Raw genomic sequence first — 19,466 nt, 5'->3', positions numbered from 1 at the left:
TGATAGTGTGCGCAAAATAGGCGCTTTCCGTTTTTGTAAAAGAACGATAACATTTTGTTATCGGCACGGAAAAAGAATCCTTTCTGCTTTATAATACTAAGATATTTTATCTAAAATTCTACTCCAGGAGAGATAAATGGGAACGAAAAGCGGAAGCAAGAAGAGCAGCCTGGCTATCCAGATTGCATGGAAAATAATAGCCGTAATGGTCATGCTGCTGTTGGGCTCGTCCATAATCTGCGTAATCCTTACGTCAAAGCAGGTGGACCAGATGGTCGTAGATGACACGATGGAGCTGGTGAACTCCGCCGCGGACTCAATCAGCAACAGAAACCAGATGCACATGCAGCAAATCCGCACATACACGATGTTCAACGAGGTCGGCATGGAGTCGTTCGACCCGGTCGAGATACACAGTATGCTCATCTCGTACAGCAAGATGAGAAGCAAGAACTTCGTGAGGATATCGTACGCCGACTATGCGACTGAAAAGCTCTACAACGACGACGGGACAATCGAGGACTGCTCGACATACCCGTATTTCAGGAAGATGAAGGACAACCAGCTCGACCAGCTCTACGCGGAGCCGATTGGCGACAGCTACGAGACGGGGCTGATTCCGTACTGCAAGACGGGAAACTTCCACGACAAGGGATTCTTCGTCGGTTTCGCTCCGGTGTCGAACCTTCAGAACGCGGTCCTCAAAATAAAGGGAAAGGACATCGCAAGCCCCAAAGGATTCGGCGTGACGGTCGACTCGCGCGGATACTACATCGCCGGCCCCGCGACGGAGACGATACTGAAGTTCCCGTGCTGGACGCTTGAGCAGTCGAAATTCGCCGACGACGCCCTCGAATACATACGGACGGCAGAGCCGAGCAAGACGAAGAACAGGTCAATCCTGCACTCGACGCTGTACAACGCAGGCGTCAAGAACGAGATTTTCCTCCGCGCGATTCCGAGCACATCGTGGACGGTCATCACCGTAATCCCGACGAGCACGATGAAGAAGACGGCGAACACGCTCGCGCTCATCCTCGGCGTGACGATTCTCGTCACGGCAGTGATGATGGCGCTGATAACATCGCTCCTCCTTTTCCATTCCATAAAGCCGCTCAAGTTCATCAACAAGAACCTCGGGCAGATTTCGACGGGCGACGCAGACCTCACGCGCAGGCTTCCTGAAAGCGGGACGAACGAGGTGGGGCAGATAACGCACAACTTCAACAAGTTCATGGCGAAGCAGCAGCAGCTTTTCGCGGACATCTCAAACTCGCGCGACCTTATGTCTTCCGCGAACGAGGATTTCCTCCGGAGCCTGGGGCAGACGCACGACCACGTCGAGCACCTCGACAAATCAATCAGCGAGACCGAGGGGCAGATGCACACGCAGCTCACATCGGTCCAGGACTCGAAGCGCGTCGTCGGGGAAATCGCGGAGAAAGTCACGAACCTCGACTCACTCATAAACAGCCAGAGCAACGCCGTCGAGGAGGCAAGCTCCGCCGTCGAGGAGATGATAGGAAACATCAGGAGCGTCACGAAATCGAGCGAGAACATGAGCGTGACGTTCGAGCAGCTCAAGGAACTTTCCAAGAAAGGTCTTCTTGCGCAGCGCGAAATCCGCACAATCGTGGACGAGATGTCGGAGAAATCGAAGGACCTGGACGTCGCGAACAAGACAATCGCGAACATCGCGAGCGAGACGAACCTTCTCGCCATGAACGCCGCAATCGAGGCGGCGCACGCGGGGGACGCGGGGCGCGGATTCGCGGTCGTCTCGGACGAAATCAGGACGCTCGCGGAATCGTCATCGGTGCAGTCGAAGGAAATCAAGACGAAGATTGCGGACATCAAAGCCCTCATCGACAAAATCGTGAACGCGGCGGCGCAGTCCGACGCAATCTACAAATCGACGAACAGCGAGATGGACAACACGTCGCAGATTGTCACGACGATACGCAACGCGATGAGCGAGCAGGACGTCGGCTCGCAGCAGATAATCGACGTCCTCAAGCAGATGCGCGAGGTGACGTTCGTGGTGCGCGACGCCGGCGACAAGATGAAGGCAAGCCAGGACGAGCTCAACGGAATCGCGGAGGAGCTTTCGCGCTCGGCAAGCGAGGTCGAGGAATCGCTTGAGCGGACAAGCTCGACGGCGAAGAGCGTCTCAAAAATCGAAACGCAGCTCACGGAAGCGGCGGAGCGCGTCGACTCGGCAATAAACGCAATCTCGACGAAGATAAACGGATTCAAGATAAGCTGATGGAATACAGCGTATCATCGGTGCTGTCGCTGATTTCGCGCATCCATTCGCAGTCGCAGAATTTCCTCCACAAAAAAATGGCGGAGAACGGTCTTCCCGACCTTGCGACTTCCCACGGATTCATTCTTTTCTGCCTCTCGAAGGGCGCGCTGTCGTTCTCCGAGCTGACGGAAAAGATAAACCGCGACAAATCGACGACGACAGCCCTCGTAAAGAAGCTTGAGAACCTCGGGCTTGTCGAGATTCATGTCTGCGCGTCCGATTCCCGCAGGAAATTCGTTTCCCTCACGGAAAAGGGGCGCGCATACAACGAGACGACATCGGCGCTGTCGCAGGAACTTCTGGCAACGGCGTACCGGGGGCTTGCGGACGAGGACGTGAGGACGCTCCTCTCTCTTCTCGTCCGCCTCTCGCAGAACATATCGGACGACAGAGATTTCCCATAAAAAACTGATTTTTCCGCAACATTTTTTCATCTCCGCTGTCTAATTTTACGCGAAAACAACAGACAAAGGATTTTCAAATGAACCTGATAAAAGAGTTTACAAATCTAACCGACGAAAACATCTCCTACGACGAGCTGAAATCAAAATACGAGATAAAGGCGCCTGCTGACTTCAACTTCGCGTACGACGTGGTGGACAGATACGCAAAGGACGCGCCCGAGAAACGCGCGCTCGTGTGGTGCGACGACGACGGCAACGAGAGGACGTTCACGTTCTCGGAGCTTTCAAGGAAATCGAAGCAGGCCGCGGCATTTTTTTCCGCGCAGGGAATACGGAAAGGCGACAAAGTGATGATGATTCTCCGCAGGCGCTGGGAATTCTGGGTGATTCTCCTTGCCATGCACAGAATCGGCGCGGTCGCTATCCCCGCGACGAACCAGCTGCTGACGAAAGACATTGAGTACCGGTTCAACGCGGCGAAGGTGAAGATGATTGTCGCCCTCGACGAGGAAAAGATAATCGGCGAAATCGAGGCGGCGCTCGAAAAATCCACGAGCGTCGAGAAAATGGTGATTGTCCGCTCGCAGAAAAACGACACGAAGACGAAAAAGGAATGGCTCGACTTCGGAAAGGAAGTGGCGGCGTTCGGCGAAGATTTCAAGAAGCCCGAGGGAAGCGCGTTCCCCTGCGGAAACGACACGATGCTCCTCTATTTCACGTCGGGAACGTCGGGAAACCCGAAGATGGTCCAGCACAACTTCCTCTACCCGCTCGGGCACATCACGACCGCGAAGTGGTGGCAGAACGTCATCGACGACGGGCTCCATTTCTCGGTGGCGGAGACGGGCTGGGCTAAGGCGGTCTGGGGAAAGATATACGGCCAGTGGATTTGCGGCAGCGCCGTCTTCGTGTACGACATGATTCAGTTCAAGCCAGCCCTCCTCATGCACAAAATCGAGGAATACGGAATAAACACGTTCTGCGCCCCGCCGACCGTCTACCGCTACCTCATCCGCTCGAACCTCAAGAAGTTCAACCTCTCGTCGCTCAAATACTGCGTCACTGCGGGCGAGGCGCTCAACTCCGAGGTCTACAACAAATTCTACGAGCAGACAGGAATCAAGATGTTCGAGGGATACGGGCAGACGGAAAGCACGATTATCGCCGGAAACTTCACCGGAATGGAGCCGAAGCCCGGCTCGATGGGAAAACCCGCCCCCGGATACGATTTGGAGATAATCGGCGGCGACGGCAAAAAATGCGCGCCCGGTGAAGTCGGCTCCATCGTCCTCAAATTCACGAAGGGGCATCCCGTCGGGCTATTCGCGGGCTACTACAACGACGAGGAGCTTACGGCGAACGCGTTCAAGGACGGCCTGTACCACACCGGCGACACGGCAAAATACGACGAGGACGGATACATCTGGTTCGTCGGGCGCGCGGACGACCTCATAAAGACGGCCGGATACAGGGTCAGCCCGTTCGAGGTTGAGAGCGTCTTCCAGCAGCATCCCGCCGTCCTCGAATGCGCGGTCACGGGAATCCCGGACAAGCACCGCGGGCAGGCAGTCAAGGCGACCGTCGTCCTCACGAAGGGATACGAGCCGACGAAGGAGCTTGAGCAGGAAATCATGGAATTCGTGAAGTCGAAGACGGCAAGCTACAAGCATCCGCGCGTCCTCGAATTCGTCAGCGAGCTTCCGAAAACGATAAGCGGAAAAATCCGCCGCGTCGAAATCCGCGAGAACGACAAATAACAGCTGACGGCGGCCGGATTTTTCCAGCCGCCTTTTTTGATACGCCCTGCCTGAAAACGATTGATTCAGATATTGTCATGCCGAACGGATTTTTCAAGGAATCCGATTCCAAAGAAATCCGTTCGGAAAACAAATCAAAAGGCTATGTCCGTAAAAACGGTTGATTTAAATTTTGTCATATGACAATCGGATTTATCATCCCGCGTTTTCATTCAAAAGAGATTCCGTTAGGAATCTCAAATCCGTGTGACAATCTCTAAAAATGTCGACAGAAACATGTATCCACCGAAAATCCGGACAGAGCCAATTAAAAAAGCGCGCGACGTCACTTCCGGTAAAGGACGGTCTTGCCGAAAAGCTCGGAATTGCCGTCAGCCGCCGTTATGACGACCGAGCCTTTTTCCGGGACTTCCTTGTTCAGCACGACGATTGATTCCCGGGCGTTCCGGAACGCGTTGTAGCTGAAATCGACCACCCAAAATGAGTCGTCACGCCATCCTGATTTCCTGTATACCGTGACGGAGACGCTTGCATCCGAAGGAACCTTGTCGTAATGGACGCAGATTGTCCTGAAGTCGCCGGAGAATTCGGCGCCCTCGATTTCCGCAAAAAAGAACGCCTCAAAGAACGCCTCGCACGACAAAAACAAAAAAGCGGAGGCAACAAAAGCAAGGACGCAGATTTTTCGTCTCATAAAATTCCTCTACTCAAGCCGGGAGCGCGACTTGTTGTGCTCGTCGAGCGCCCACAAATACCCGATGAACGACTTTATGCACTGCCCGACCTCCCCGGCGTTTCCGGAAGCGGCGGCATACATCTCATAACCGCCCGACGAGCATTCGGCATAAAGGACGCCGCCCTCCTTGTCCGTAATCTGGAAGACCTGGTTCCCGTCAAAAACGAAATCCCGCACCGTCGTCCAGTCGCTGAAAAGCTCCCAAAGCTCGCCCTCGCTCATCTCCGCGTACTTTCCCGTCGCCCTGCCAATCCTGTACCCGTAGTCGCGAGTCGCGCTTATGGCGAATTCCGCGCCGCTTTCCGACACGAATTCCGCGACGACGAACGGAATCTTCCGGCGGGAGCTGTCTATGCGATGGGGCATCGTAAGCCGCCCGCCGCCGTCGGGAACGGAATCGAAGAGGAACGCCCTGACTTTCTGCGAAACGGAAGAAGGTTCCGGCGCGCCGCAATATCCTTTCACGAGGTCGAAATCCTTCGGGAAATCGCCGTAAACGTAAAAATCGTAAATGAGGGGAACCGATTCTCCGTCCTCAAGCGCGCTCCCCTCCCACCGGTACGCATATCCGTTCGACGAGAAAATGAAATCGGAAAGCGCGTCCTCGCCGGAAAACCGTATAGACCCCTGCGTGTCGGAGATTGTCCGCCTTCCGGAGATGAAGAAATCGCCCTTTTTCAAATCGCGCGGCTTTTCCACGCTTTTTCCGGCAAAAAAAGCTCCGAGCGCGCTTTTCTTCTCCGAAAAGAAGATGCGCCCCTCCCCGATTTTTTCGCCCGCGCAAAGGTTCGATTTGCTGATTATGTCACCCGTTTTTTCAAATGACAGGGAAGCGCAGCCGGAAACAACAAGAGCCGCCGCAAGGACAAACGCCGCCCGAACTGATTTCAGAAGATACGTCATATGCTCACCATTCGCGTCATGCCGGATTTCAGTCCGGGACGACAATATTTTTTTTGTTATATTATATCATTCCCCCAGTCTTGAAAACGTATCAAGCATTCCAAACCGCAGCGCCCCGACGAAAAAAAATGCCCCGCGCGGAAAAAACTTCTCCGCGCGGGGCGACAACTACATAAGGCTGAATCAGCCGAAGTACCTCTTCAAAAGTCCCTGGAATCCGGCACCGTGGCGGGCCTCGTCCTTTGCCATCTCGTGGACAGTGTCATGGACGGCATCGTAGCCGAGCTCCTTGGCGAGCTTTGCGAGCGCAAGCTTTCCCTCGCACGCACCGGCTTCCGCATCGGCGCGCATCTGGAGGTTCTTCTTTGTGGAATCCGTGAGGACTTCCCCGAGAAGCTCCGCGAAGCGGGAGGCGTGGTCGGCCTCCTCAAACGCATATCTCTTGAACGCCTCAGCGACCTCGGGATAGCCTTCCCTGTCCGCCTGGCGCGCCATCGCAAGGTACATTCCGACCTCCGAGCATTCGCCGTTGAAATTGTCGCGCAAATCCTGGACGACTCTCTCGTCAAGCCCCTTTGCGACTCCGACTTTGTGCTCGTCGGCAAAACCAGCGCTCTCCTTCATCTCGGAGAACGCATTCTTCGCCTTGCACTGAGGGCAAACCTCAGGAGCGTTGTCGCCAGTGTGCACATATCCGCAGACCTTGCAAACCCATTTCTTCATAATATATACCCCCTGTATCGAATCGTCATGCGGCATCTCAGCTCTCCGCTTTTTTTGTAACGATTACAATATTGTATTATATACAATTTTTTCCGTACGTCAAGCGGAAAAGAAGGAAAAAACGCATCGGCCGCGATTTTTCTTTTTTTTTATGATACGGGATAACGGATGCAAAAGCGACGAAAAAATCGCAATGAGGTAGAATAAAACCGCCGCGGGGATTTTCCGAATTTTTCCGCGGAAACAGGAATTCAAAACTACAGGAGAAAAAAAATGGAAATCGAGACCAAATGCCTCCACGCCGGATACGAGCCGAAGAACGGGGAGCCGCGGATGCTTCCGATTGTACAGAGCACCACGTTCAAGTACGACTCAAGCGAGGAGATGGGAAAGCTTTTCGATTTGAAGGCGAACGGATACTTCTATTCGAGGCTGCAGAACCCCACGACGGACGCGGTAGCGGCGAAAATCGCGGCGCTTGAAGGCGGAAGCGCGGCAATGCTTACCGGAAGCGGCCAGGCGGCGACGTTCCTCTCCGTGTTCAACATAGCGGGGGCAGGAGACCACGTCGTCGCGTCCTCAACCATCTACGGCGGCACGTTCAACCTGTTCAACGTGACGATGAGGCGCATGGGAATCGATTTCACGTTCGTGGACCCGGACTGCACCGACGAGGAGCTTGAGGCGGCGTTCAGGCCGAACACGAAGGCTGTTTTCGGAGAGACAATCGCGAACCCCGCGCTCATCGTGTTCGACATCGAGCGGTTCGCGAAAGCAGCGCACGCGCACGGCGTCCCGCTCATCGTGGACAACACGTTCGCCACGCCGATAAACTGCCGCCCGTTCGAGTGGGGCGCCGACATCGTGACGCACTCGACGACGAAATACATGGACGGGCACGACGCGACGGTCGGCGGCGTCATCGTCGATTCGGGAAAGTTCGACTGGATGGCGCACGCGGACAAGTTCCCCGGGCTTACGACCCCGGACGAAAGCTACCACGGAATCACATACGCCACGCAGTTCGGCAACGGAGCGGCGTACATCACGAAGGCGACGGCACAGCTCATGCGCGACCTCGGCACGGTGCAGTCGCCGATGAACGCGTTCATGCTGAACCTTGGGCTTGAGAGCCTCCCCGTCCGCATGGAGCGCCATTGCGCGAACGCCCAGAAAATAGCGGAATTCCTCGAAAGCAGCGACAAAATCGCGTGGGTGAACTACCCGGGGCTGAAATCGGGAAAATACTACGAGCGCGCGAAAAAATACCTCCCGAACGGCTCCTGCGGCGTCGTCTCGTTCGGCGTCAAGGGCGGACGCGCGGCCGCGGAAAAATTCATGGCGGGGCTGAAGCTCGGCATGATTGCGACGCATGTCGCCGACGCGCGCACCTGCTGCCTCCATCCGGCAAGCAGCACCCACCGGCAGATGAACGACGAGGAGCTTCTCGCCGCGGGAGTCGCGCCCGACCTCGTGCGCCTCTCAGTCGGGCTTGAGAACGCGGACGACCTTATCGCCGACATCAAGAACGCGCTCGCCGCGCTCTGAAAAAAAAGCGCCTGAACCGCCTTTTCGGCAGATTCCCGCGCAAACTAAAAGGCTGCCCCGAAAGCGAAAGCCGCCGCACGGCACCGCTTTTTGGGCAGCCCTTTTGTTTTCTTGCCCCGTCCTACCGGCGCGAGAATTCCTCGTCGGCGATTTTCAGGGAATGCTTCACCGCCCAGCGCTTGACGTTGACGCAGAAATCGTTGTATTTGTCCTTGCTTCCGTAGAACCAGTTCTTGTACTTTCCGGCGACCTGCACAATCTTCGGGCCGTGCAGCTCGATTCCCGCGACAATCTCGTTTCCCTTCTTCACGAACATCAGCACGATGTCGTTGGCAAGCACCTCGGCGATGTAATCCTTGCCGTCCTCCTTCCTGAACATCGAAAGCCAGTCGGAGTAGAAATACACCTCGTCGGTGTTCTTCGGGAGGATGAACTCGTAATCCATGCCGCTGTCGCGCCAGCCGAGCGAGCTTGTGTCGAGGTAGTTTATCTTCGTGTTCTCGATTTTGTTCTCGTCGCCCGCGATGCGGCGGAGCGGGTTCCGCACGTAGTTCTCGATGTCGGAAAGCGTTTTCGGAGCGAAGCCGAGCCGCATCCCGTAGACGCCGGAAGAAAGAAGCTCGAGCACGTTCTTGAGGATTTCGAGCACCTCAAGCGGTATCTGGCATTCCGACGACTCAAGCAGGCTGAACTGGCTCCGCTCAAGCGGATTTTCGATTACGGCATGGTTTCTCATGTCGAACACGCTCTCGTAATATATCTGCCGCATCTTCATCTCGTCGACAATCTTCTCGACCTTCGCGTATGTCGCGCGGAAATCAACTGTCAGCTTCTCGGCGTTCGGCTCTATGGTGACGAGCTGCAGCACGAGTTTCTCGGAATCGCACTCGACGTCGCGCAGTTTTTCCGTACGCGAAGGCGTCCACTTCCCTGTTTTTTCGTCAAAAATGTAGTACATGCGCACGAGTATATCACACTCGCAATCAGTGGAAAAATACGGAAAACAGCAATTTACATTCGCGCCGCCTGACCGCCTGCCGAAGCCGGAACAGGGATTTCGGGAACAGGATTTTCGGAATGTCAAAACGATGCCCCAACCCCGTCGTGCCGAAACGGCTTTCGCAGCGGAAACGCATCCGCGCGCACCGGAAAATTCATCCCGATGGCACGGCCCGCTCCGTCCGCATAAACGCGCTCCGTTCATCCGCACGGACAGTTCCGTTTATGCGGATGAACGCGCTGGTTTTATCCGTATAAAATCCCCCAAAAACCCCGATAAATGCGCATAAAATGGCGCAAATTCGGGACAAAATCGCCAAAGAAACCGGACAAAAAAAAGGACCCGCACGCAAAAATGCAGGTCCCCCGAAACGACGCTTTCCGGCATCCAGTTTACTATACGTGCCGAATTATCGCAATGCGCAAGCGGCACCTCAAAAACGCCCCCGCCGCGCCCCGAAACGGATGCGGAAGGGGCTTCCCTCACTTTTCAGTACATCAATAGACCGACAGAATCTTCGTCAGGCGCTCCTTTCCTATGATGCGCATGAAATTCGCAAGGCGCGGGCCCTGGTCCTTTCCGACGAGCGCGTGGTAGAGCGCGGTGAAGAGAGCCTTCGCCTCAAGCCCGAGCTCGGTCGCGATGGCGTACATAGCCTGCTGGCAGTCCTTGTCGGTGGCGAACGTGTCGAGGTTCGGGACGACTTCGTCGCGGACGCGGCACACTGCCGTGAGGATGTCGCCCGCGATGTCGTCGGCCTTCGAGCCGTCCTCGCGGATGCGGAAGCACATGTCCGCGGCGCATTCGGGCGCGCACGACGTAATCCAGTACCAAGCGCAGACAAGGCGGCGGCGCAGGCACTCGACCTGCTCGCTCTTTATATCTTTGAACGTCGCTATCACAGCGTCGATGTCGCCCGAATACGTCTGAAGGAGCGTCGTCAAAAGGCGGAACGGAACCTGGTACGGCTTCACCTTCGGCATTCCGCTCTCAATCTGCGAAAGCTCGTAGATTCTCTTCTCGCGGAGGATGATGGCCTCCCTCTTCTTCTCGTCCTTCTCCTTCGGAAGCTCGTCGCCCCAGACGATTCTCTCGGTGCGGTCGTACGCCTCGTAGATTGTGAGGACGTCCAAATCGAACGAGATAGAGAATTCGTGGTCAACTTTGTTCGAAGCGAAAATGTAGCGGAGAACTTCCGGCTGATAGACTTCGAGAGCATCTACGAGGGAGATTACTTTTCCCTTTGAAGATGACATCTTTCCAGGAACGCCCTTGAGTTTTACGAAATCGTACTTCATCGTTACAGGCGCGTCCCAGCCGTAGAGCTTCTTCGAGACGAGTTTCGCGGTGTCGTAGCTTCCGCCCGGGCTGATGTGGTCCTTTCCTCCAGGCTCGAAGCAGACCTTCTCCTCGTTCCACCTCATCGGCCAGTCAACGCGCCAGCCGAGCTTGAACTCTTTGGAAGTGCGGAGGTCGCCCTTCTCCACGTGTCCGCAAGCCTTGCATTTGTATGTGATTCCGTACTCGCCGTCGTAGTCGATGATTTCAGTCTCGTCCTTGTTGCACTTGCAGCAGAATGCGGCAACCGGCCAATAAACGTCCTCCGGCTTCATCTTGTGCTCGTCGTCGCGGTATGCGTTCAGGCACTCCTTGATGACGTCGCGCTTCTGCATAGCGATTCTCATTCCCTCGGCGTAGCGGTTGGCGCGGTAGCGGGAAGCCTGGTACAAAAATTCCGGGTGGATTCCCACGCGCGGAAGCTGGTTCTCGATGTCTTTCTCGTGGTGGCGCGCATAGTTCTCGTCGCGTCCGAATGTGTCCGGCACCATCGTAATCGGGAAGCGGAGGTATTTCGCAAGCTCGTCCGGGTTCGGCATGTTTCCCGGAACCTTCCTGAACACGTCGTAGTCGTCCCACGAATAGATGAAGCGGACGTTCTTGCCCCTGTCGCGGAGAGCGCGCACAATCAAGTCCACCGTGATGATTTCGCGGAAGTTTCCGATGTGCACAGTTCCAGAAGGCGTGATTCCAGAGGCGCAGGTGTACAAGTCGCGCTCGCCCTTCTCCTTGATGATTCTTGCCGCCTGGGTGTCCGCCCAGTGGCAAAGCTCGTTTTCGTTTCGTTCTGCCATATATAAATCCTTGAAAAAATGATTTTTTGCTGATTCGCAGGAAGCACAATTCTACCGAAAATCGGGACGATTCACAATTAAGCGGAAACGGGGGATGCTGAGCAAAACTTTCAGGCTTTTTATTTGGCCATGTCCGTATTTTCGGCGGACACACGATTTCCATCGCCATTGAGAACTTGCTTCTGAATCCGTGTACGCCAAATACAGAAATGCGGGACCATGACGAAATTTTGCCCGCTTTTTCTGGGACAGAATGGAAAAAGACGGATTTCTGCCTTGAACATCGTTTTTTTTCAAAATGAGCACAATATACAGCTTCTATAATACGCTAACATCCCCGTTCGGAGGAAAACAATGCCTAACAAAACGTTAAAAATCAAAATGGGATTGGCCGCAATGCTTGCGGCAAGTATCTTCTCCAGTTGCGACACGTCAACCCGCGACTTGGACGAAGATAATTCAGCCATCATCGAAGGTTTTCCGGAAGATTTGCTCGCGACGCTGGAGTTGCAGAACAACATCGACCTGAACAACGACGGAAAGCTGAGCGGACACGAGGCCGCATCGCTTTCGTCGCTCGACTTGTCCGGATATGTGTGCGGTTGGATTTCGGATGCTGACGAGTCTGTGGCGACCAACAGTTCCACAGGGCTTGCCCTTACATACGATGAGGGCGTTGCCTTAGGGTATTCCGCAGACGGTTCCGGGTACACTTGGACGGACGAACTTTCATGGCTCGACAAACTTTCCTATTTCACCGGTCTTGAGTCGCTCACGGTCGGTTCTGAAAGCAAAGCGTGCGCCCTGTCCTCAATCGACATATCAAAATTGACATCCCTTGAGACACTGAACCTCATTTATACAAATGTTTCAGAGCTTGATTTGACAGGGCATGAAGCCATCACTTCCCTGACAATATCGAAAAGCTCGAAAATCTCTTCTTTGAGCCTTTCTTCACTCCCAAATCTCGTTTCCCTCGACATACGAGGCTGCGCTGTAAAATCTGGTCTTGAGCACATTCCGAATCTGACAGCTCTCACAAATCTCAAAATCCACCGTCTTGGAGATAACAACAACGCAGTGATGGGAAAGGCCGAGAACGAAACGGCCTACGCCGTTGATTTGACATCCGCGACTTACGCGAACAACAACAACGTTGGGGCGCTGACAAGCGGAGCGTTCGACAAATTGACCAACCTCGCAGAGGTCATGGCGGAGAACTGCGGAATCACTTCGATAAACTTGTCCGCCTGTTCGAACCTCAAGAACATCTACCTTGAGGCGAACAACATAAGCGGAGAACTCAACTTGAGCGGCATAAACACAGGATTCAAGAACATTCAGCTCACGGGAAACCCTCATTTGACGTCTTTTACGCTTCCCGGAAGCAAGACCGCAACAGGAAACGTCTACGCTGACACGGGTGTTACCTGCACGAACTCGGAAGGCTCTGCCGTGCAAACTGCCACTACGACGTTCTCAAACGGAAAATGCACAACTACATGGAACTAGGTGAGGAGAATATGATGAAAAAGGCAAATGCTTTGAAAGCCACTGGTTTGGCCGTTGCAGCCGCATCGGTTTTCGTTGTGGCATGCCAAGAGCCGTCTGGCGTTTCGTACGACAGAGGGGCGAAAGCCGTGGGGTACGCTTCGCACGCAGGCGTGGACGGAGGCGACGACGCAGACGTTTTCCACACGTACTACATAAACGAATTCGACACGAACACACCATATACGTACGACAACGACGGCGCCGGGCAAAGAAGCTGCAAGGTTTTGAACGTAGTTTTGACAGACGTGAAATACCGCCAGAAGAACGGAAAATATTGGGGCGGAGATCAGCTGGAGTCCTCCGATGCAAAATACAACGGAAGCAAAAACTATTCCAAGAAGCTTTCCGATTTGTGCTTGAACAATGACGGCAAGAACTGCGACTGGAACAAAGACGGAACTGCGGACTTCGTTCTTACCGGCGGAAAAGACTTGAACCCGGTCTTGATTTGCCTGGAAGGTGATGTGGAGAACTCTTGCACGACCGACAGTGGCTGGGAAAGCGCTGGCGCGACGGGAAGAATCGTTACATTGAACGGACTCAAGAACGTGACCATTCAGGGAGTTGGCGAGAGCGGAGCAACGCTCGTCCATTACGGATTCAAAATATCAGGTTGCAGCAACATCATAATCCGAAATCTCTCGTTCTCCGCTCCGTACAAAGATGCCATCGATATCGAGGGAAGCGACTGCGTTTTGATTGACCACTGCTCTTTCTCCGACTGGATTTCCGAGGACGAGCCCTACACCGACACTGAGGGAAATTCTGTCTCCAGCGACGGCGCGATTGACATAGGCGGCGGAAGCACCAACGTCACTGTTTCTTACAACCACTTCGACGACACGAACAAGAACATGCTCTATTCCTCGGGGAACTACGGAGCGGACGACGGAAACACCGACTCCAAGCAGACGGTCTCCGTCATGTACAACTGGTTCGAGAAAACGCACCAAAGAAACCCGATGGTCAGATTCGGAACAGTCCACGTCCTCAACAACTACTACGACAATGTTTCTTCTTACGGAATTGACGGAAGACATGCAGCCCGAATTCTTGTCGAGGGAAACTACTTCCTGAACACGAAGAAAATTTCCCAGACTTCCTTTCTCGCCGCCGAGATTCCTTCATTCCTCAGCCAGAAAGATTGGGGATGGGAATACGGATATCCGGCTCTCATAAAACTTCAGGACAACTACAGCAAGTACAACGGCGAAGTCGTCTATCCTGTGCACCACGGCGTGAACGGGCTGAACGGAGTAACGGCTGTTGAGGTTCTGGCGACGAGCGACCCGAAATATGACGCTTCGGGAAACATTGTCGCGCGCAGCAGCGGTGACGATTTCGCTCCGACTACATTGGACGGAACCACGTGCACTTACGACAACAACAAGCACAACGGCGCGCAAAGCTGGGACTACACGCCTCCATACGAGTACGTCTCTATGAAGCCCTCCGATGTTCCAACATACGTCAAAGCCAACGCAGGAAACATCTACAAGCTGGGCAGGCCTGCGAATTTGAAAGCGGCGCAACTTTTGGTAAGCCACGGCTCGATTTATTCAGAGAGCTTCACAAGTACACTTTGGTAATGGAAAACGGAGAATTTCGAAAAATGAAAAAGATACTTTTTATTTTTGCGTCGGTATTGCTGCTCTCACCACTCTTTTCGCAGGAAAATCCTGATGTATCTGTCGAATCCGTCGAATCCGCCGGGGCTGTCGAATCCGTCGAATCCGTCGGGGCTGTCGAATCCGAGGCTGTCGAATCCGCCGGGGCTGTCGATGAAAATGGCGCTGAGAAAAAAAATCCAGAGCCTGTGAGCGTGAATAAGGAGGAAGGCACTTCGGTTTCCGTCTATGGCGACCTCTACTTTACAGGCTACATCTCCGAGAGCCACCGCGGAGTGAGCATGAAGAACGGCAATCAGGACGACAGCCTTGTCGGAATCAAGGCGAAACTCGACGAGCACACGGGAGCTGTCGCAAGATTCAAGTTCACTGCCGCCGCAAACGCCGGCAGCGGCGACACGACAGTCGATTTCAAGGATGCGTACGTCTACAGCGATGTCTTGGGCGAGTGCGGAATCGATGTCGCCTCCCTTGTGCTGAAAGTCGGGTACAAGAGCTGGAACAGCGATTATTTTTGTCCTTCAGCCATGACGATTGACGACACGTACATCCAGAACGACAAGACGAAAGATCGCTTGAGTTTCAGAGTCGATGCCGGATGCCGCGATGAGAAGTTTCCTGTGACTTTGAGTTTCGCCTCCGACCTGGATTTCGGCTCTGCTTTGAACGACACTGCCAACAACAATGCGGGACAGACATTTTGGGCTCAGATATCCGAAAAAAAACAACCTGTTTTGGGCTTTGTCGACATCGACTGGAATTTCTATCTCTGCCGCTATTTCAACGAGCTCAATTCCGATTCAACAGCTGTCGATTATGACCACTTCATCCAGCACATGGGGGCAACCATGGGAATAGATGTTCTTGTCATTCCCAATCTTTTTGGAAGAAAAGTCTCCGTCCGTCCAGGATTTGCATGGGAATACACGAGAACCGTCACCGAAAGCGACAACGAGGCGACTTCTTGGGATTTCCAGGCCGGACTCAAGGCTTCCGTCGAGAAAATCGCCTCTCTTGCGCTCATGTATTTCCGCGATGGCGAGAACCCTGTATACGACAAGGGCAACTACAATCCCGCCAGATATTTCGCCTTCCAGACAAGCTTCGATATGCTGGAGAAATTTTCGGCGTATTACGGAATGGCCTACCAGTTCAACGAGACTGTCATAAACGCAGCTCCGTCTTCCGCTTCCGACAGGACTTCGTTCGAATTCGGGGCTTCGTTTATCCCGCTTCCGAAAGTTTGTTTCACACTCGGCTGGCAGCGCGGAGAGTGGGGAATCAACGCGCCTGTCACGAATTTGAAGGACGAGCTTGGAGCGTTGTCAAAGGGTCAAATCTTTCTTCAGACAAGATTTTCTTTCTGATTCGATTGAGCCGGTTTGATTTTTGTGTAACAGGCCTGTTCGCAAACTAGTCTCCGAACAGGTTTCATATAGCGGACGCCGGATTCGAGAGATTCCAGCGTCCGCTTTTTTTTATGATTCGCTCCTCCTCATCATTCCCAAAAGGAATCCAAAAAACATATGTTATAGGTCGAATGCCGAGTTTTACTATGTCTGTTCTATTCGATTTTGAGAAACACTTCCCCAAAAATGCGCTATCATTTTTGCACAGGAGCGCACGCTGAATGGTTTACACGCTATGCCACAAAGACATACAAGTCCTCGAATTCAAAATGGAAGACGACGAAGTTTCCGATGTGATTTCAATCTTGGACGAAAAGCACCTTCCTGTCGGGGCGTTCAAAGATTTTGAGAAGGGAGTGTCGAAAAAGCAGCAGTTCCGTTCATGGTGGAGGAGCCGCGCGATTCCCGCAAGCCGACAGAATCTCAGGGATGCGCTGGAAATGCTCGGCAACATCACGACGGAGCAGCTCGCCGCAAAATCGTTCGGGTTGAGTCTCTCGGACCAATATTGGGCGAAGCCGGTCGACAGCCCTCTAACATGGAAGGACGTCAATTTCTTCGAGAATGATTTCTCCGACGACGTCGGGAAGGCTCTTTTCGGCACCCTCGACATCGCCGACATTTCGAGCCTGAGCCTTCTTTCCCCGGACAACACGTCGGACGGATGGCTCAAAAAGAAGTGGATTATGGACAACGGCGAGCGGGTGCTCCTGAAAGGCGGGAGCGGAACGGAGCAGCAGGAACCTTTCAACGAAGCGATTGCAAGCGAAATCTGCAGAAGGCTGAAAGTTTCCCATGTGGAATATTCTGTGGCGGAGCATGACGGGCGATATTATTCCGCCTGCAAGGATTTCATCACAGGCGACACGGAATTGGTCAGCGCGTGGCACATCAAAAACGCACTGCAAAAGGAAAAAAGCGAATCGGAGTACGCGCACTTTTTAAGATGCTGCGAGGCGGTGGGGATAAAAAACATGGAAAGCATCAAAAAGCAGCTCTGCCAAATGTTCACCGTGGACTGCATAATCGCAAATTCGGACAGGCATTTCAACAATTTCGGATTCGTCAGGGACGCTGCCACTCTTGACTGGCAAGGCCTCGCCCCTGTCTTCGACTCGGGAACTTCGCTTTTCCACGACGTGTCCGCATTCGACTTGAAAAACACGGCAGAGTACATTTCAAAAAACGCAAGCTCAAAGCCATTCGCAAAAAGGCATCTGGAACAATTGGAAAAATTGCAGTGCAAAGAACATTGCAGAGACTTGCGTTTCGAATCGCTCTCGGGCATTTCATCCTGGGCGGAAAATCTACTGGAGAAGAACAGGCACCTGTCTGAAAAAAAGGACATCCTCTGCAAAATCCTTGAAGAGAGGGTCAGGGAAACAGAGAACGCCATTTTCGGCACAGCGTGAAAAACGGCAACCAGCCTTTTTCATGCGTAAGCCGTGCTCGCCACCGCCCCTACTCTTCACCAGTTGACACGACAGGATTCGACAAGCTTGCGGATTCTCCACTTTCCGACGAAGAGCTTCCGCTGCCGCATGAAGCGAACAGAGCAGCAGGAAACGCAAACAAGAAAAACAGACATTTCATTTTCATAAAGAACCCTCTGTTTTATCAAATTCGCTATCCATATTGCGGAAACTTTTGCCAACGAAAGTGATTTTACCTCACCTTCCAGAGCAAAAGCCCTTTTCCGTCGCTTGAGAACACGAGCGCGATTTTGAACATCTGCTTGCCGCTCACGGCGAAACGCTCTGCATAGCCGTTTTCGTCAATCTGGGCGAGCGCGGTCTTTGCGACTTCATCAACGTCTTTGCCTTTGTCCATTTTTAGCTCAAAAATGAAAACCGCGTCCTTTGTGGTGACGACGACATCGCTCCGTCCGTTCACGTTCTGAAGCTCGGAGACGACGCGCATTCCGCTCAGACGGAACATCAAGTGCGTCACTGATTCGTAGTAGTTTTCGCAGATGTCCTTCTTCACGATTGTGGGCAAGTCCGAAACCGCCGCCTTTATCATCGAGCAAACGCGGTCAACGTCCTTGTTCCTGAGCGCGTTCCGCAGATTGCTGATTTCAAGCCCCATGTCGTCGTAGGGCACTGAGACGTATTTTGCCAAAAGGATTTTCAAGAACGACTGCTCGACCTCGCGGTTCGGAAAGTCCAGCCAGAACATCCTGTCCTCGGCGTCGAAGCCTTTTATCGTGAGGTAGCCGCTTTGATAGATGACAGGGAGCATGTTCTTTGTGTTCGGGTCGTACTCGCGGAACGAAATCTCATCGACCTCGCGCCCGTTGACGAGCGTCTCAAGCTCCAGCGGCTGGTTCTGCAGCGCCTTCACGAGCATCGACGGAGTTCCGCTTTGGAACCAGTAGGAGCCGAAATCACAGTCAAAAAAGCACTTCAAAAGGCAGAAAGGGTTGTAAACGCCTTCCACGTTGAACGAAAAATGATAGCCGTCATACATTGTTTTGAGCTTCTCTTTCGCCGCCTCCACCGTCATGCCGAATCGATTTGCAAGAGCCTCGATTTCCGGCACAAAATACGCGTTCAGCTCGGACTCGGAAATTCCGCAAATCGAAGAATACTTTGACACAAGACTTATATCGTCAAGCTGGTTCAGACCGCTGAAAATATTCATGTGGCTGATTTTCGTGATTCCCGTGATGAACAAAAAGCGGATGTATTTGTCGAGTTCTTTCAGCGGACTGTAGAATGCCATAAGCTCCGCGCGGTTTTTCTCCTCGTATTCGGAGTAGAGCGCGTCGAGCACCGGCTTGTCGTACTCGTCGATGATGATGGCGACCTGCTTGCCGGTCTTTTCGTAGGCGGTCATTATGATGTTGCTCAATCTTATGGAAAGACGCGGGTCTGAAACCTCAATCTCGTAGGCTTTCTCGTATTTTGAAAGAATAAAATTAAGGGAAGATTTCATAATCTCCGTGTCTGTGTAGTTGTCGCCGCCAAAGCTGATTTTAATGACCGGACAAACTTCCCATTTTTTTTCAAGTTTTTCAAGCGCAAGCCCTCGGAACAGTTCTTTTTTGCCCAAGAAATAGGCTTCCATCGTGGAAAGCAAAAGGCTTTTTCCGAATCGGCGCGGACGGCTCAAAAAATATGCTTTTCCTTCGCGGGCAAGGTCGTAGACGTAAGCCGTCTTGTCCACATAAACGCAGCCTCGCCTTCTCAAATCCTCAAAATCCTGAATGCCAATCGGCAAAAATCGCTCTTCCATGAAAGCAATTATATTCTGTTTGGAAAAAGCGTTCCATTAAAAACGCACGACTTGTCGAAGCGGATTCTGTCGGAGCCCGCGCCCACGAGCCGATCGAGATTTCTTCCGGCAAGGATTCGGAAGCCGA

14 protein-coding genes are annotated in these 19,466 nt (G+C 53.3%); 8 read left to right on the top strand and 6 right to left on the bottom strand.

The features are described 5' to 3' along the window. Positions 1-136: 136 nt before the first annotated feature. The 3 genes from TRESADRAFT_RS11300 to TRESADRAFT_RS11290 all read left to right on the top strand — a co-directional run bounded on the left by TRESADRAFT_RS11300 (position 137) and on the right by TRESADRAFT_RS11290 (position 4,469). Positions 137-2,266: a methyl-accepting chemotaxis protein gene (locus TRESADRAFT_RS11300; RefSeq protein WP_002705818.1), complete on the top strand. Its 2,130-nt coding sequence runs from the start codon at positions 137-139 to the stop codon at positions 2,264-2,266. Then, the gene (locus tag TRESADRAFT_RS11295) at positions 2,266-2,712 is read left to right on the top strand and encodes a MarR family winged helix-turn-helix transcriptional regulator (RefSeq protein WP_002705817.1); all 447 of its coding nucleotides are present in this window, start codon (positions 2,266-2,268) and stop codon (positions 2,710-2,712) included. Before TRESADRAFT_RS11300 ends, TRESADRAFT_RS11295 begins: the two co-directional genes overlap by 1 nt. 77 nt (positions 2,713-2,789) lie before the next feature. Next, the gene (locus TRESADRAFT_RS11290; RefSeq protein WP_002705815.1) at positions 2,790-4,469 is read left to right on the top strand and encodes an AMP-binding protein; all 1,680 of its coding nucleotides are present in this window, start codon (positions 2,790-2,792) and stop codon (positions 4,467-4,469) included. 325 nt (positions 4,470-4,794) lie between these two features. Here the strand turns inward: TRESADRAFT_RS11290 and TRESADRAFT_RS11285 are convergent, their stop codons facing one another. The 3 genes from TRESADRAFT_RS11285 to TRESADRAFT_RS11275 all read right to left on the bottom strand — a co-directional run bounded on the left by TRESADRAFT_RS11285 (position 4,795) and on the right by TRESADRAFT_RS11275 (position 6,831). Next, positions 4,795-5,163 carry a hypothetical protein gene (locus tag TRESADRAFT_RS11285; RefSeq protein WP_002705814.1) on the bottom strand — a complete coding sequence of 123 codons (369 nt, stop codon included), beginning with the start codon at positions 5,161-5,163 and terminating at the stop codon, positions 4,795-4,797. A gap of 9 nt (positions 5,164-5,172) precedes the next feature. Continuing rightward, the gene (locus TRESADRAFT_RS11280) at positions 5,173-6,108 is read right to left on the bottom strand and encodes a hypothetical protein (RefSeq protein ID WP_002705813.1); all 936 of its coding nucleotides are present in this window, start codon (positions 6,106-6,108) and stop codon (positions 5,173-5,175) included. A 183-nt stretch (positions 6,109-6,291) separates the two neighbouring features. Further along, on the bottom strand, positions 6,292-6,831 hold the full coding sequence (locus TRESADRAFT_RS11275) for an NADH peroxidase (protein ID WP_040843035.1): 540 nt from the start codon (positions 6,829-6,831) through the stop codon (positions 6,292-6,294). Between the two features lie 273 nt (positions 6,832-7,104). Between TRESADRAFT_RS11275 and TRESADRAFT_RS11270 the strand changes: the two genes are divergently transcribed. Further along, positions 7,105-8,379, top strand: coding sequence for an O-acetylhomoserine aminocarboxypropyltransferase/cysteine synthase family protein (locus TRESADRAFT_RS11270; RefSeq protein ID WP_002705811.1), 1,275 nt, complete (start codon positions 7,105-7,107; stop codon positions 8,377-8,379). A gap of 121 nt (positions 8,380-8,500) precedes the next feature. On the opposite strand, the gene TRESADRAFT_RS11265 is transcribed toward TRESADRAFT_RS11270, so the two are convergent. Beyond that, positions 8,501-9,337: a hypothetical protein gene (locus TRESADRAFT_RS11265; protein WP_002705810.1), complete on the bottom strand. Its 837-nt coding sequence runs from the start codon at positions 9,335-9,337 to the stop codon at positions 8,501-8,503. Between the two features lie 539 nt (positions 9,338-9,876). Continuing rightward, entirely contained in the window at positions 9,877-11,511 is a 1,635-nt protein-coding gene (gene lysS / locus TRESADRAFT_RS11260) for a lysine--tRNA ligase (protein WP_002705809.1), read from the bottom strand. A 354-nt stretch (positions 11,512-11,865) separates the two neighbouring features. Between lysS and TRESADRAFT_RS11255 the strand changes: the two genes are divergently transcribed. From TRESADRAFT_RS11255 to TRESADRAFT_RS11240, 4 genes are all read left to right on the top strand, one after another. Beyond that, on the top strand, positions 11,866-13,023 hold the full coding sequence (locus TRESADRAFT_RS11255) for a leucine-rich repeat domain-containing protein (protein WP_002705808.1): 1,158 nt from the start codon (positions 11,866-11,868) through the stop codon (positions 13,021-13,023). Positions 13,024-13,037: 14 nt separating this feature from the next. After that, positions 13,038-14,654 carry a pectate lyase family protein gene (locus TRESADRAFT_RS15320; protein WP_002705807.1) on the top strand — a complete coding sequence of 539 codons (1,617 nt, stop codon included), beginning with the start codon at positions 13,038-13,040 and terminating at the stop codon, positions 14,652-14,654. A gap of 23 nt (positions 14,655-14,677) precedes the next feature. Next, positions 14,678-16,060: a hypothetical protein gene (locus TRESADRAFT_RS11245; protein WP_002705806.1), complete on the top strand. Its 1,383-nt coding sequence runs from the start codon at positions 14,678-14,680 to the stop codon at positions 16,058-16,060. 263 nt (positions 16,061-16,323) lie between these two features. Then, positions 16,324-17,514, top strand: a complete 1,191-nt coding sequence (locus TRESADRAFT_RS11240) for a HipA domain-containing protein (RefSeq protein ID WP_002705805.1) — start codon at positions 16,324-16,326, stop codon at positions 17,512-17,514. Between the two features lie 253 nt (positions 17,515-17,767). On the opposite strand, the gene TRESADRAFT_RS11230 is transcribed toward TRESADRAFT_RS11240, so the two are convergent. Beyond that, a complete protein-coding gene (locus TRESADRAFT_RS11230; RefSeq protein WP_040842990.1) occupies positions 17,768-19,339 on the bottom strand; it encodes an ATP-binding protein in 1,572 nt (523 codons plus the stop codon). Positions 19,340-19,466: the final 127 nt, after the last annotated feature.

Origin of the sequence: Treponema saccharophilum DSM 2985 (genome assembly GCF_000255555.1) — a bacterium.
Classification (GTDB): Bacteria; Spirochaetota; Spirochaetia; order Treponematales; family Treponemataceae; genus Treponema_D; species Treponema_D saccharophilum.
Note: the sequence above shows the minus strand (reverse complement) of the source record. Positions and strands in the feature narration are given on the sequence as shown.

Excerpts from the sequence above, each read along its gene's own strand:
- TRESADRAFT_RS11240 (WP_002705805.1), top strand. The coding sequence starts at position 16,324 with ATGGTTTACACGCTATGCCACAAAGACATACAAGTCCTCGAATTCAAA.
- TRESADRAFT_RS11255 (WP_002705808.1), top strand. The coding sequence starts at position 11,866 with ATGCCTAACAAAACGTTAAAAATCAAAATGGGATTGGCCGCAATGCTT.
- TRESADRAFT_RS11295 (WP_002705817.1), top strand. The coding sequence starts at position 2,266 with ATGGAATACAGCGTATCATCGGTGCTGTCGCTGATTTCGCGCATCCAT.
- TRESADRAFT_RS11270 (WP_002705811.1), top strand. The coding sequence starts at position 7,105 with ATGGAAATCGAGACCAAATGCCTCCACGCCGGATACGAGCCGAAGAAC.
- TRESADRAFT_RS11280 (WP_002705813.1), bottom strand. The coding sequence starts at position 6,108 with ATGACGTATCTTCTGAAATCAGTTCGGGCGGCGTTTGTCCTTGCGGCG.
- TRESADRAFT_RS11230 (WP_040842990.1), bottom strand. The coding sequence starts at position 19,339 with ATGGAAGAGCGATTTTTGCCGATTGGCATTCAGGATTTTGAGGATTTG.
- TRESADRAFT_RS11275 (WP_040843035.1), bottom strand. The coding sequence starts at position 6,831 with ATGAAGAAATGGGTTTGCAAGGTCTGCGGATATGTGCACACTGGCGAC.
- TRESADRAFT_RS11300 (WP_002705818.1), top strand. The coding sequence starts at position 137 with ATGGGAACGAAAAGCGGAAGCAAGAAGAGCAGCCTGGCTATCCAGATT.
- TRESADRAFT_RS11265 (WP_002705810.1), bottom strand. The coding sequence starts at position 9,337 with ATGTACTACATTTTTGACGAAAAAACAGGGAAGTGGACGCCTTCGCGT.
- TRESADRAFT_RS11245 (WP_002705806.1), top strand. The coding sequence starts at position 14,678 with ATGAAAAAGATACTTTTTATTTTTGCGTCGGTATTGCTGCTCTCACCA.
- lysS (WP_002705809.1), bottom strand. The coding sequence starts at position 11,511 with ATGGCAGAACGAAACGAAAACGAGCTTTGCCACTGGGCGGACACCCAG.
- TRESADRAFT_RS15320 (WP_002705807.1), top strand. The coding sequence starts at position 13,038 with ATGAAAAAGGCAAATGCTTTGAAAGCCACTGGTTTGGCCGTTGCAGCC.
- TRESADRAFT_RS11285 (WP_002705814.1), bottom strand. The coding sequence starts at position 5,163 with ATGAGACGAAAAATCTGCGTCCTTGCTTTTGTTGCCTCCGCTTTTTTG.
- TRESADRAFT_RS11290 (WP_002705815.1), top strand. The coding sequence starts at position 2,790 with ATGAACCTGATAAAAGAGTTTACAAATCTAACCGACGAAAACATCTCC.